The 12,579-nt window shown below is 72.5% G+C and carries 13 protein-coding genes; all 13 read left to right on the top strand.

Annotated features, from left to right (window positions below):
* Nucleotides 1-334: 334 nt before the first annotated feature.
* The 13 genes from rho to ACIBPC_RS21315 all read left to right on the top strand — a co-directional run bounded on the left by rho (nt 335) and on the right by ACIBPC_RS21315 (nt 12,552).
* Nucleotides 335-2,344, top strand: a complete 2,010-nt coding sequence (rho, locus tag ACIBPC_RS21375) for a transcription termination factor Rho (RefSeq protein WP_362965512.1) — start codon at nt 335-337, stop codon at nt 2,342-2,344.
* Between the two features lie 124 nt (nt 2,345-2,468).
* A complete protein-coding gene (locus tag ACIBPC_RS21370) occupies nt 2,469-3,629 on the top strand; it encodes an LCP family protein (protein ID WP_362965510.1) in 1,161 nt (386 codons plus the stop codon).
* A gap of 119 nt (nt 3,630-3,748) precedes the next feature.
* Nucleotides 3,749-3,973 (top strand): 50S ribosomal protein L31, encoded by a 225-nt coding sequence (gene rpmE, locus ACIBPC_RS21365; RefSeq protein ID WP_362965508.1) that lies wholly within the window; start codon nt 3,749-3,751, stop codon nt 3,971-3,973.
* 119 nt (nt 3,974-4,092) lie between these two features.
* The gene (prfA, locus tag ACIBPC_RS21360; RefSeq protein ID WP_398846732.1) at nt 4,093-5,163 is read left to right on the top strand and encodes a peptide chain release factor 1; all 1,071 of its coding nucleotides are present in this window, start codon (nt 4,093-4,095) and stop codon (nt 5,161-5,163) included.
* A 24-nt stretch (nt 5,164-5,187) separates the two neighbouring features.
* Complete coding sequence (gene prmC / locus ACIBPC_RS21355) at nt 5,188-6,078, top strand: peptide chain release factor N(5)-glutamine methyltransferase (protein WP_362965504.1); 891 nt, start codon at nt 5,188-5,190, stop codon at nt 6,076-6,078.
* Between the two features lie 32 nt (nt 6,079-6,110).
* Nucleotides 6,111-6,758, top strand: coding sequence for an L-threonylcarbamoyladenylate synthase (locus tag ACIBPC_RS21350; protein WP_362965502.1), 648 nt, complete (start codon nt 6,111-6,113; stop codon nt 6,756-6,758).
* Nucleotides 6,759-6,823: 65 nt separating this feature from the next.
* Complete coding sequence (locus tag ACIBPC_RS21345) at nt 6,824-7,483, top strand: protein-tyrosine-phosphatase (RefSeq protein ID WP_362965540.1); 660 nt, start codon at nt 6,824-6,826, stop codon at nt 7,481-7,483.
* A gap of 153 nt (nt 7,484-7,636) precedes the next feature.
* Entirely contained in the window at nt 7,637-9,061 is a 1,425-nt protein-coding gene (locus ACIBPC_RS21340) for an MraY family glycosyltransferase (RefSeq protein ID WP_398846729.1), read from the top strand.
* A 297-nt stretch (nt 9,062-9,358) separates the two neighbouring features.
* Entirely contained in the window at nt 9,359-9,784 is a 426-nt protein-coding gene (locus ACIBPC_RS21335) for a hypothetical protein (protein WP_398846728.1), read from the top strand.
* A gap of 213 nt (nt 9,785-9,997) precedes the next feature.
* Nucleotides 9,998-10,807, top strand: coding sequence for a F0F1 ATP synthase subunit A (gene atpB, locus ACIBPC_RS21330; protein ID WP_398846726.1), 810 nt, complete (start codon nt 9,998-10,000; stop codon nt 10,805-10,807).
* 82 nt (nt 10,808-10,889) lie between these two features.
* A complete protein-coding gene (gene atpE / locus ACIBPC_RS21325) occupies nt 10,890-11,120 on the top strand; it encodes an ATP synthase F0 subunit C (protein WP_052848131.1) in 231 nt (76 codons plus the stop codon).
* Between the two features lie 41 nt (nt 11,121-11,161).
* The gene (locus ACIBPC_RS21320; RefSeq protein ID WP_362965493.1) at nt 11,162-11,722 is read left to right on the top strand and encodes a F0F1 ATP synthase subunit B; all 561 of its coding nucleotides are present in this window, start codon (nt 11,162-11,164) and stop codon (nt 11,720-11,722) included.
* Between the two features lie 5 nt (nt 11,723-11,727).
* Nucleotides 11,728-12,552 carry a F0F1 ATP synthase subunit delta gene (locus ACIBPC_RS21315; RefSeq protein WP_362965491.1) on the top strand — a complete coding sequence of 275 codons (825 nt, stop codon included), beginning with the start codon at nt 11,728-11,730 and terminating at the stop codon, nt 12,550-12,552.
* Nucleotides 12,553-12,579 lie beyond the last annotated feature (27 nt).

The following is a 12,579-nucleotide window of genomic DNA, read 5'->3' as shown; positions in this document are numbered from 1 at the left end:
GCGTCCGGTAGTGTTAATCTCAAGTCCGCACCTTCCACCCGACGGGTCCGGTGCGGAATTCCGGGGTCACCTTTCTGGGGCCACCTCTTCCTCCGGGAGCCTCCACTCATCTGCCTGAGCAGCCTGCCTGGTAGCGCCGAGCACGCTCCGGAGTCCGGTGCGGCGGAAGCAGTCCGCGACCCCGCGCACCACTCATGAATCGAATCCTCCGCCGCGCGCAGTGAGCGGGCGGGATCTACCGCACCGGCCGGTCCACCGCACAGGGCCGCAGCCGGACAGCACGACCGGTCGCCGAGCCAGACAGGCCGACGTCCGCTCCAGGGAAGGACCCTTAGTGAGCGACACCACCGATCTGATGGGCGTGAGTGCCGACACCGCCGGCAAGAGCGCCGGTGCTGCCACCGCGTCCGCCACGGACGCTCCTGCCGCCTCCGCCGCGCCCCGGCGCCGGCGCGCCGGCACCGGCCTTGAGGGCATGGTGCTTGCCGAGTTGCAGCAGGTCGCGGCGAAGCTGGGGATCAGGGGCACGGCGCGGATGCGCAAGAGCCAGCTGATCGAGGTCATCAAGGAGAAGCAGGCCGGCGGCGCGCCGTCGCCGGCGGGCGAGGCGGGGCCCGCCGCCGAGGCCGCCGAGAAGCCCAAGCGCCGCGCCACCTCCCGCGCCCGCACCGGCGACGAGTCCGGTGCCGCGCAGCAGATCGACATCCCGGGGCAGGGCGAGGCCAAGGCCGCGACCGCCGCCCCCGAGACCGCGGAGCGCGCCGAGCCCGCCCCCGCCGCCGAGCAGGGCGGCAAGGGCCAGGGCGACGGCCAGCAGGAGCGCCAGCCCAAGCGTGACCGCGACCGCGACCGTGGCCGCCGCGACAAGAGCGGCGCGCAGGGCCAGGGCGGCCAGGGCCAGAACGGCCAGGGCGGCCAGAACAACCAGGGCGGTCAGAACAACGGCAACCAGGGCGGCGGCCAGGGCGGCCAGAACGCCCAGGGCCAGGGCCGCAACCGGGACCGCGACCGTGACCGTGACCGCGACGGCGGCCGTGAGGGCAGCCGCGACGGCAACCGCGAGCGTGACAGGGACCGCGACAGGCGCCGCGACGACGACCGCGACGACGACTTCGACGGCGGCCGCCGCGGACGCCGCGGCCGGTACCGCGACCGCCGCGGGCGGCGCGGCCGTGACGAGGTCGTCGAGCCGCAGATCACCGACGACGACGTCCTGATCCCCGTCGCGGGCATCCTCGACATCCTCGACAACTACGCGTTCGTCCGCACCTCCGGCTACCTGCCGGGCCCGAACGACGTGTACGTCTCGCTCGCCCAGGTCCGCAAGAACGGCCTGCGCAAGGGCGACCACGTCACCGGCGCGGTCCGCCAGCCCAAGGACGGCGAGCGCCGCGAGAAGTTCAACGCGCTGGTCCGCCTCGACTCGGTCAACGGCATGTCGGCCGAACAGGGCCGCGGCCGTCCCGAGTTCAACAAGCTGACGCCGCTGTACCCGCAGGAGCGCCTGCGCCTGGAGAACGACCCGGGCGCCCTGATCCCGCGCATCATCGACCTCGTCGCGCCCATCGGCAAGGGCCAGCGCGGTCTGATCGTGGCCCCGCCGCGTACCGGCAAGACCACGATCATGCAGTCGATCGCCAACTCGATCACGCACAACAACCCCGAGTGCCACCTGATGGTCGTCCTCGTCGACGAGCGTCCGGAAGAGGTCACCGACATGCAGCGGGCGGTCAAGGGCGAGGTCATCTCCTCGACCTTCGACCGGCCCTCGGAGGACCACACCACCATCGCGGAGCTGGCCATCGAGCGCGCCAAGCGCCTCGTGGAGCTGGGCCACGACGTGGTCCTGCTGCTGGACAACATCACCCGTCTCGGCCGCGCCTACAACCAGGCCGCGCCCGCCTCGGGCCGCATCCTGTCCGGTGGTGTCGACTCCGCGGCGCTCTACCCGCCGAAGAAGTTCTTCGGCGCCGCGCGCAACATCGAGGACGGCGGCTCGCTGACCATCCTGGCCACCGCGCTGGTCGAGACCGGCTCGCGCATGGACGAGGTGATCTTCGAGGAGTTCAAGGGCACCGGCAACATGGAGCTCAAGCTCGACCGGAAGCTCTCCGACAAGCGCATCTTCCCCGCCGTGGACGTCGACGCGTCCGGCACGCGCAAGGAGGAGATCCTCCTCGGCAGCGAGGAGCTGGCCATCGTCTGGAAGCTGCGCCGCGTCCTGCACGCGCTGGACCAGCAGCAGGCCATCGAACTGCTCCTGGACAAGATGAAGAAGACCAAGAGCAACGCCGAGTTCCTGCTCCAGATCCAGAAGACGACGCCGACGCCGAGCGGCGACTGACCCGCACCGCCCCGCACCATCCGTACGCCCCCGGTCCCGCGCGGACCGGGGGCGTACGCGCGCTGTGCCGCGCGCCCCGCAAGATCGACGAGCGCCCCCCGCCGTACGGGGGCAGCATGGATGAATGAGTGGCGAACCGGACGGACCGGGCACCCGCAGGCGGCAGCGCCTCCCGCGTCTCCCGCGCCGCCGGAACCGCGGTGCGCCGCGCAGCCGCCGGAGCCGGGTCCTGCGCGCGGTGCTGCTGGCCCTCGCCGGGCTGCTGCTGGTCAGCGGCGCGGGCGTCACCGTGCTGTGGGTCAAGCTGGACGGCAACATCTCGCAGATCGACATCGACTCCGCGCTCGGCGCCGACCGCCCCGAGGACAGCCCCAACGGGTCGATGGACCTCCTCGTCCTCGGCTCCGACTCCAGGGCGGGCGAGAACGGCTCCTACGGCAACGAGCCGGGCGCCCGCGCCGACACCGCGATGGTCGTCCACGTGAACGCCGCCGGGGACGCCGCCACCGTCGTGTCGATACCGCGCGACACGCTCGTCAGCCGTCCCTCCTGCGAACGCACCGGCGGCGGCACCGCCCCCGCGCAGCGCCGCTCGATGTTCAACGAGGCGTACACGGTCGGTGGCCCCGCGTGCGCGGTGAAGACCGTCGAGGAGCTGACCGGCCTGCGCATGGACCACTACCTCGAAGTGGACTTCAAGGGCTTCGCCCGCCTCGTCGACACCCTGGGCGGCGTCGAGATCACGACGACCCAGGCCATCGACGACCGCGACAGCAAGCTGGACCTCCCGGCCGGGACGCACACCCTCGACGGCGAGCAGGCCCTCGCGCTCGTCCGCACCCGCAAGGCGGTCGGGGACGGCAGCGACCTCAGCCGCATCCAGCTGCAGCACACGTTCCTCCAGGCGCTCGCCGACCAGGTCAGCGGCCTCGGCCTGGTCACCGACCCGAAGCGGCTCTACGACCTCGCCGACACCGCCACCTCGACCGTCACCACCGACAAGGACCTCGGGTCCGTCTCGGAGCTGGCGGCGCTCGGCAGGACGTTCCAGGGCATCGGCTCCGACGACCTGGAGATGGCGACGCTGCCCGTCACGTACGACCCGCTGGACCCCAACCGCGTGGTGCCCATGGAGCGGCAGTCGCGCGCGGTGTGGGACGCGCTGCGCGACGACCGGCCCGTGCCCGAGTCCGCGCTGCGGGACTCGGCGGCGCGCGAGGGGACGGTCCAGAGCGTGCGGGCGGGAACGGGCGAGCCGCGGCCCGCCCTGGACGCGCGGGAATAGCGGAGGCGCGTACCCCGTTTTGGCTGCCGGGAACAGTCCTGGCAGACTGGAGCGTCGGCCCCGGTTCACGGCACGCGCCCGCGTACCGACCCGGAGCCCTCCCGAACCAAGGAGAGACCGTGAAGCGCGACATCCACCCGGCGTACGGCGAGACCCAGGTCAGCTGCACCTGCGGCGCCACGTTCACCACCCGCAGCACCATCGACGGCGGCAGCATCCGCGCCGACATGTGCTCCGAGTGCCACCCGTTCTACACCGGCAAGCAGAAGATCCTCGACACCGGCGGCCGCGTCGCCCGCTTCGAGGCGCGCTTCGGCAAGAACGCCGGGTCCGCCCGCAAGTAGCGACCCCGACGGCGCCGGGCCCGTCCGCTCCCCTCGCGAGCGGCCGGACCGGCGCCGTTCGCGTCCCCGCCCGCGCGGGCACCACGAGACGAACCCACACGAGCCCAGGAGCACGCACGATGTTCGAGGCGGTCGAGGAACTCATCGGCGAACACGCCGACCTCGAACGGAAGCTCGCCGACCCGGGGGTGCACGCCGACCAGGCCGCCGCCCGGCGCCTCGGCAAGCGCTACGCCGAGCTGACCCCGGTCATCACCGCCTACCGGGCCTGGAAGTCCTGCGGCGACGACATCGAGACCGCCCGCGAACTGGCCGCCGAGGACCCGGACTTCGCCGCCGAGGTCAAGGAGCTGACCGCGCGCCGCGAGGAGCTGACCGACGAGCTGCGCCTCCTGCTCGTCCCGCGCGACCCGAGCGACGACAAGGACGTCATCCTGGAGATCAAGGCGGGCGAGGGCGGCGACGAGTCGGCCCTCTTCGCCGGCGACCTCCTGCGGATGTACCTGCGGTACGCGGAACGCGTCGGCTGGCGCACCGAGGTCCTCGACGGCAACGAGTCGGACCTCGGCGGCTACAAGGACGTCTCCGTGGCCGTGAAGTCCCGGGGCACCCCCGAGCCCGGCCAGGGCGTCTGGGCGCGGCTGAAGTACGAGGGCGGCGTCCACCGCGTGCAGCGCGTCCCGGCCACCGAGTCGCAGGGCCGCATCCACACCTCGGCGGCGGGCGTGCTCGTGCTCCCGGAGGCCGAGGACGTGGACATCGACGTCAACCCGAACGACCTCCGCATCGACGTCTACCGCTCCTCTGGCCCCGGCGGCCAGTCCGTGAACACCACCGACTCCGCCGTGCGCATCACACACCTGCCGACCGGCATCGTCGTGTCCTGCCAGAACGAGAAGAGCCAGCTCCAGAACCGCGAGCAGGCCCTGCGCATCCTCCGCGCCCGCCTGCTGGCCGCCGCGCAGGAGGAGGCCGACCGCGAGGCGTCCGACGCCCGCCGCAGCCAGGTCCGCACCGTGGACCGCTCCGAGCGCGTGCGGACGTACAACTACCCGGAGAACCGCATCTCCGACCACCGCGTCGGCTTCAAGGCGTACAACCTCGACCACGTACTCGACGGCGACCTCGACGCCGTCATCCAGGCCTGCGTGGACGCCGACGCCGCGGCCAAGCTGGCGGCGGCGCAGTGACGGCGGGTGCGTAGGGTGGGCTCCGTGACCGCATCGTCCCCGTCCCCGCCGCCGTCCCGGCCCCCGTCACGGTCCGTGCTGCTGGCCGAGGTCGCCCGCGCCACCCAGCGGCTGGCCGACGCGGGCGTGCCCTCGCCGCGCTTCGACGCGGAGGAGCTGGCCGCCTACGTGCACGGCACCGAGCGCGCGAAGCTGCACACCGTGCCCGACGCCGAGTTCGACGCCAGGTACTGGGAGGCCGTCGCGCGGCGCGAGGCGCGCGAGCCGCTCCAGCACATCACGGGGCGCGCGTTCTTCCGCTACCTCGAACTCCAGGTGGGCCCCGGGGTGTTCGTCCCGCGCCCGGAGACCGAGTCGGTCGTCGGCTGGGCCATAGACGCCGTACGCGCCATGGACGTCGCCGAACCGCTGATCGTCGACCTGTGCACGGGCTCGGGCGCCATCGCCCTCGCGCTCGCCCAGGAGGTGCCGCGCTCCCGCGTCCACGCCGTCGAGCTGGACGAGGCGGCGCTGGAGTGGGCCAGGCGCAACGCCGAGGGCAGCCGCGTCGTCCTCCACCACGGGGACGCGCGCACCGCCCTGCCCGAACTGACCGGCCAGGCCGACCTGGTGATCTCCAACCCGCCGTACATCCCCCTCACCGAGTGGGAGTACGTGGCGCCCGAGGCCAGGGACTACGACCCGCAACTCGCGCTCTTCTCCGGCGAGGACGGCCTCGACGTCATCCGGGGCCTCGAACGGGCCGCCCACCGGCTCCTGCGCCCCGGCGGCATGGTCGTGGTCGAGCACGCCGACACCCAGGGCGGCCAGGTCCCGTGGATCTTCACCGAGGACCGCGGCTGGGCCGACGCCGCCGACCATCCCGACCTCAACAACAGGCCCAGGTTCGCCACCGCCCGCCGGGTCGCGCGGTAAACCCGGCAACGGTGAGAGGAGACACTTCACCCATGGCACGTCGTTACGACTGCTCCGTCGCCGTCGATCGCAAGAACGGCCTGCGCGAGGCCGCCTCCGCCGCCCGCCGCGGCGAACTGGTCGTCCTGCCGACCGACACGGTCTACGGCATCGGCGCCGACGCCTTCTCGCCCGGCGCCGTCGGCGACCTGCTGGCCGCCAAGGGCCGCGGCCGGAGCATGCCCTCGCCCGTCCTCATCGGCTCGCCCACCACGCTGCACGGCCTCGTCACCGACTTCGGCGAGCGCGCCTGGGAACTGGTCGACGCCTTCTGGCCCGGCGCGCTCACCCTCGTCGCGCGCCACCAGCCGTCGCTGACCTGGGACCTGGGCGAGACGCGCGGCACGGTCGCCGTCCGCATGCCGCTGCACCCGGTCGCGATCGAGCTGCTGAAGGAGTTCGGCCCGATGGCCGTCTCCAGCGCCAACCTCACCGGCCACGCCCCGCCGCAGACCTGCGACGCCGCCAGGGAGATGCTCGGCGACGCGGTCTCCGTCTACCTCGACGGCGGGCCGACGCCGGACGCCGTGCCGTCGTCCATCGTCGACGTCACCGGTCGCGTACCGGTGCTGCTGCGCGCCGGGGCGGTGAGCGAGGAGGAGCTGCGGAAGGTCGTTCCCGATCTGGAGACGTCCCGTTGAGCCCGCCTCCACCGCCTCCTCCGCCACCGCCTCCGCCGCCCCCGGGGAGCCACGCGGCCACCGGCATACGGGCGGCCGAGGCGGCCGGCACCCCGGCGCGCGTCTTCCGCATCCTCCATGTCAGCACCGGCAACGTCTGCCGCTCCCCGATCACCGAACGCCTCACCCGCCAGGCGCTCGACGAGCGGCTCGGCCCGTTCGCGCGCGGCCTCGTCGTGGAGAGCGCCGGCACGTGGGGGCACGAGGGCGCGCCCATGGAGGAGCACGCCGCGCAGCTGCTGGCCGAGTACGGCGCCGACCCGGGCGGCTTCACCGGCCGCGAGCTGCTGGACGAGCACGTCGTCCAGGCCGACCTCGTCCTGACCGCCACCAGGGACCACCGGGCGCAGGTCATCTCGATGGGGCACTCGGCGGGGCTGCGGACGTTCACGCTCAAGGAGTTCACGCGCCTCGTGCGCGCCATCGACATGGCCACGCTCCCGGCCGCCGAGTCGCCCGAGGGCCTGGTGGAACGCGCCCGCGCCCTCGCGCGGGCCGCCGCCGCCCTGCGCGGCTGGCTGCTCGCGCCCACGGCCGAGGCGGACGAGGTGCAGGACCCGTACGGCGCGCCGCTGCCGTACTTCCGCAGCGTCGGCGAGGAGATCCGCACGGCGCTCGAACCGGTCGTGACGGCCCTGACCGGCGTCCCGCCGCGCCGCACGCAGGCCAGGCACGCCCTGCGCTGACCCGGCCGCGGATGACCGCGCCGGACACGGGCAGGAGACCGGTGGGGGACAGAGGGGACGGACGGGCAGGGAGCGGACAGCGGGGCGGCGAAGGAGGGACCGAAACGTGAGAGGGTGTTGCGCGGCAGTCCAGCGAGACCATCGGGGCTTTCTGTGCGCGAATACCTGTTGACGCTCTGCGTCGCGGCGGCCGTCACCTACCTGCTGACCGGTCCGGTGCGGAAGTTCGCCATCGCCTGGGGCGCGATGCCGGCGATCAGGGCCCGCGACGTCCACCGCGAGCCGACGCCGCGCCTCGGCGGCATCGCCATGTTCGGCGGCCTGTGCGCCGGTCTGCTCGCGGCGTCGCAGCTGGAGAACGTCGGCGAGGTCTTCCGGCTGTCGGACGAGCCGCGCGCGCTGCTGTCGGGCGCCGCCCTGATCTGGGTGATCGGCGTCCTGGACGACCGGTACGGCGTGGACGCGCTGCTGAAGCTCGGCCTCCAGATGGTCGCGGCGGGCGTCATGGTCCTCCAGGGCCTCACCATCCTGTGGCTGCCGATCCCGACCGTCGGCGTCGTCGCGCTCACCCCGCTCCAGGGCACGCTGCTGACCGTCGCGCTGGTCGTGATCACGATCAACGCGGTGAACTTCGTGGACGGCCTCGACGGCCTCGCGGGCGGCATGGTCGGCATCGCGGCGGCGGCGTTCTTCCTCTACAGCTACCGCATCTGGTACGGCTACGGCATCGAGGCGGCGGCGCCCGGCACGCTCTTCGCCGCCGTGCTGATCGGCATGTGCGCCGGCTTCCTGCCGCACAACCTGCATCCGGCGCGGATCTTCATGGGCGACTCGGGGTCGATGCTGCTCGGCCTGGTGCTGGCGGCGGGTGCCGTGTCGATCACGGGCCAGGTGGACCCGGACGCCGTGAACCTGTTCACACAGTCCGAGTCGGCGACCGTCCAGGAACTCATCCCGGTCTACATCCCGCTGCTGCTGCCGCTGACGATCATCGCCGTCCCGTTCGCCGACCTGGTGATGGCGATCGTCCGCCGCACCTGGAACGGGCGTTCGCCGTTCTCGGCCGACCGCGGGCACCTGCACCACCGGCTGCTGGAGATCGGGCACTCGCAGACCCGCGCCGTGCTGATCATGTACTTCTGGTCGGCGCTGATCGGATTCGGCGCCGTCGCGTACTCGGTGCAGTCGCTGAGCGCCTGGATCGTGCCGACCGTGCTGGCGCTCAGCGCGCTGGGGCTCATCGTGCTGCTGCTGCCGCGCTTCACCCCGCGCGTGCCCCCGTGGGCCGAGCGCGTGGTGCCGCCGCGCTACCGCATCCGGCGCCAGGAACGGCTCGCGGCGGAACGGCAGTCGGCGGAGGCGGCCGTACCGGCGGGAGCGGGCCACGACACCGCGCAGCGTCCCGCCGGGGCGCCCGCCGGGCCGGACGAGGGCCCCGGTGCCGAGCCGTCCGCCACGGACGCGGGAACGGGCACGAGGGAGCATCCGCGGCAGCCGCACGCCGGTCCCCACGGCGCCACGGCGGTCGGCGACCGCAAGCGCTTCGCCGTCCGCCGGAAGATCGACACGCGCTCTTAACAGATGTCACCCACAGCGTCAGCGGCGCAACGCCGTGAATACTCCTCCCGTGTGATCTCCTCCACACGAACTGGGTAAAGACCTCATCAAATAGTTTGTGATAGCGTTCACGAAAGCCCGGCGCCGCAGCCCACCGCCGGACTCCGAACACGCCCGTCAGGCGCGGCGGTCACGCCCCGCGCGAACCGGCCCCCACGGCGGATCGCGCACCGTCCCCGGCACGACCGCCCGAGCCAGCCGGACACCGCCAACGTCGAAGACGACACGTCCCCGAAGCCCCGCCGGAGAAACACTTCCATGCAGTCCAACGACGCCCGGATCATCCGCGGCGCCGCGATCCCCACTGCCGCGGTAGGTGTGCTCGCCGTTGCCGTCGGCGCGGTGACGGCCGCCGCGGACGGCGCCGTCGGGGTCGCGCTCGGCGTCCTGGTCGCCGCCGGTTTCTTCGCGCTCGGCATGGTCTCGCTCAGCGCCGTCGGAGACCGCTGGCCCGAACTCTTCATGGGCGCGGCCCTGTTGATCTACACCACCCAGATGGGGCTGCTCCTCGTCCTCCTTCTCCTGCTGCGCGACGCCTCGTTCCTCAACGGACGGGCCTTCGCGGCGGGCGTCGTGGTGGGCATCGCCGCCTGGCTCGGCGGCACCGTCCGGGCGCATGTCACGTCCAAGACGCCCTACGTCGTGCCGGAGTCGGGCACGGCGCCACCCGGCGGTCGGCGATGAGCCGGGGCGAGGGGTGGATAACCGGTGTCGTCGCGGGCTGCTATCGTCCGTCGCCGGAAGCCGGAGCGTCGCGGCACGGGCTGTGCGGGACAGCCGTGCGCACGCTGACCGGCCCGCCTTCCGCCACACCCAGTCCAGTGCCGTCCCGTGGCACGCTGCCACGCCGACACATCGAGGTAGCCGTATTCATGCGTCACGCCGAGGGAGCTCACGGTGAGTAACGATCAGCTGCTCGCCTTCGAGACCGATTGCCATCTGTTCCAGGACTGCGGCTTCCCCGCTCCGTCGGTGTGGTCGTTCATCTTCGACCCGCTGTTCAGCATCGGTCCGATCGAGTTCAACAAGATCATGCTGCTGGCGCTGCTCGGCACGGTCGCGATCCTGGCCTTCTTCTGGACCGCGTTCGCCAAGCCGAAGGTCGTCCCCGGCAAGCTCCAGATGGTCGCCGAGGCGGGCTACGACTTCGTCCACCGGGGCATCTCCCGGGAGATCATCGGCAAGAAGGGCGAACCGTACGTCCCGCTGCTCGTCTCGCTGTTCTTCTTCGTCTGGGTGATGAACGTCTGGGCGGTCATCCCGTTCGCCCAGTTCCCCGTCACGTCGGCGATCGCCTTCCCGGCCGCGCTCGCGGTGACGGTGTGGGTCGTCTACATGACGGTCACCTTCAAGACCAACGGCTTCGTCGGCGGCCTGCGGAACCTCTGCGTCCCCAGCGGCCTGCCCAAGGGCATCTACGTCGTCCTCACGCCGATCGAGTTCATCTCGAACGTGTTCCTGCGGCCGTTCACGCTGGCCGTCCGGCTCTTCGCCAACATGTTCGCCGGCCACCTCCTGCTGCTGCTGTTCATCACGGCCAGCTGGTACATGCTGGGCACCGTCGTCGGCACGCTCTACGCGATCCCCGCGGTGATCCTGGCGCTCGTGCTGACCGTCTTCGAGCTGTTCATCCAGGCGCTCCAGGCATACGTCTTCACCGTCCTGACCGCCACATACCTCTCCCAGGCGCTCGAAGAGGCGCACTGAGAGCCAGCAAGACCTTCCCGACCGCACGACCCACCGGTGGGCCAACCCCCCACCGGCCCACCACAGAGAAGGAACCACCGACATGTCCGCTTTCGAAACCCTTGCCGCCGTCGAAGGCAGCGTCAACACCATCGGCTTCGGTCTCGCGGCCATCGGCCCCGGTGTGGGCGTCGGCATCGTGTTCGGCAACGGCGTGCAGGCCATGGCCCGCCAGCCCGAGGCCGCCGGCCTCATCCGTACCAACATGCTGCTCGGCTTCGCCGTCATCGAGGCGCTGGCGCTGATGGGCTTCGTGCTGGCGTTCGCCATCTGATCCCAGCACCACCCGCCCCAACCGACGAGAGGTCAACCACCATGTTGTTCGCGGAGAGCGAGGGACCGCAGAGCCCGCTGTTGCCGGTGTGGCCCGAGGTCTTCATCGGGCTCTTCTGCTTCGCGGTCATCTTCTTCGTCTTCTACAAGAAGCTCCTCCCCAGCATCAACAAGACGCTGGAGGAGCGTCGCGAGGCTATCGAAGGCGGCATGGAGAAGGCCGAGGCCACCCAGGCCGAGGCCCGCCAGACGCTGGAGAGCTACCGGGAGCAGCTCGCCGAGGCCCGCCACGAGGCCGGCCGGCTGCGCCAGGAGGCCAAGGAGCAGGGCGCGGCGCTCATCGCGGAGATGCGCGCCGAGGGCCAGCGGCAGCGCGAGGAGATCATCGCCGCCGGCCACGCCCAGATCGAGGCGGACCGCAAGCAGGCCGCCGAGCAGCTGCGGCAGGACGTCGGCAAGCTCGCCGTCGACCTCGCCGGCCGGCTCGTCGGTGAGTCCCTGGAGGACCACGCCCGCCAGAGCAGGACCATCGACCGCTTCCTGGACGAGCTGGAGAGCCGCGCCGAGACCGGCGTCCCCAGCCAGTCCGGAAGGGAAGCGTGACCTCCATGAACGGAGCGAGCCGCGAGGCGTCGGAGGCGGCCGGGGAACGGCTCGACGCCCTGGCCGACAACACGGCTGTCGACGCCGCCGCCCTCGCCGACGACCTGGCCGCGGTCACCGGCCTGCTCGACCGCGAGGTCGGGCTGCGCCGGGTGCTGACCGACCCCGCCCAGCAGGGCGAGGAGAAGGCCGGCCTGGTCGCGCGGCTGCTGGCCGGGCAGGTCTCGGGAGAGGCCGTCGACCTGGTCTCCGGCATGGTCAGGTCCCGCTGGTCGGCGTCCCGCGACCTGGTGGACGCCGTGGAGGAGCTGGCGGACAGCGCCGACCTCATCGCCGCGGAGCGGGCCGGCGGCCTGGACGCGGTGGAGGACGAGCTGTTCCGCTTCGCGCGGATCGTCGCCACCTCGCCGCAGCTGCGGGCCTCGCTCGGCGCGCGGAACAACGAGCCGGGCGCCGTGGCGGCCAGGGCCGGGCTGGTCAACGACCTGCTCGGCGGCCGTACCCACGAGGTGACGCAGCGGCTGGTCGTGCGCCTGGTGGAACGGCCGCGAGGCCGTAGCCTGGAGGCAGGGCTCGACGCGCTGTCCACGCTGGCGGCGGCCCGCCGCGGCCGGTCGGTCGCGGTCGTCACCACGGCGGTGCCGCTGAGCGACCAGCAGCGGGAACGCCTGGGCGGCGCCCTGGCCCGGCTGTACGGCCGGCCCATCCAGCTCAACCTGGACGTGGACCCGGCCGTCGTCGGCGGGATCTCGGTCCGGGTCGGGGACGAGGTCATCCACGGCACCGTCGCCGACCGCCTGGAGGACGTCAGCCGGCGCCTCGCCGGCTGACCGCGCGGGCGGAGCGCGCCGCGAGCG

Source organism: Streptomyces sp. NPDC049879 (assembly GCF_044461265.1).
Taxonomy (GTDB): Bacteria; Actinomycetota; Actinomycetes; order Streptomycetales; family Streptomycetaceae; genus Streptomyces.
Note: the sequence above shows the minus strand (reverse complement) of the source record. Positions and strands in the feature narration are given on the sequence as shown.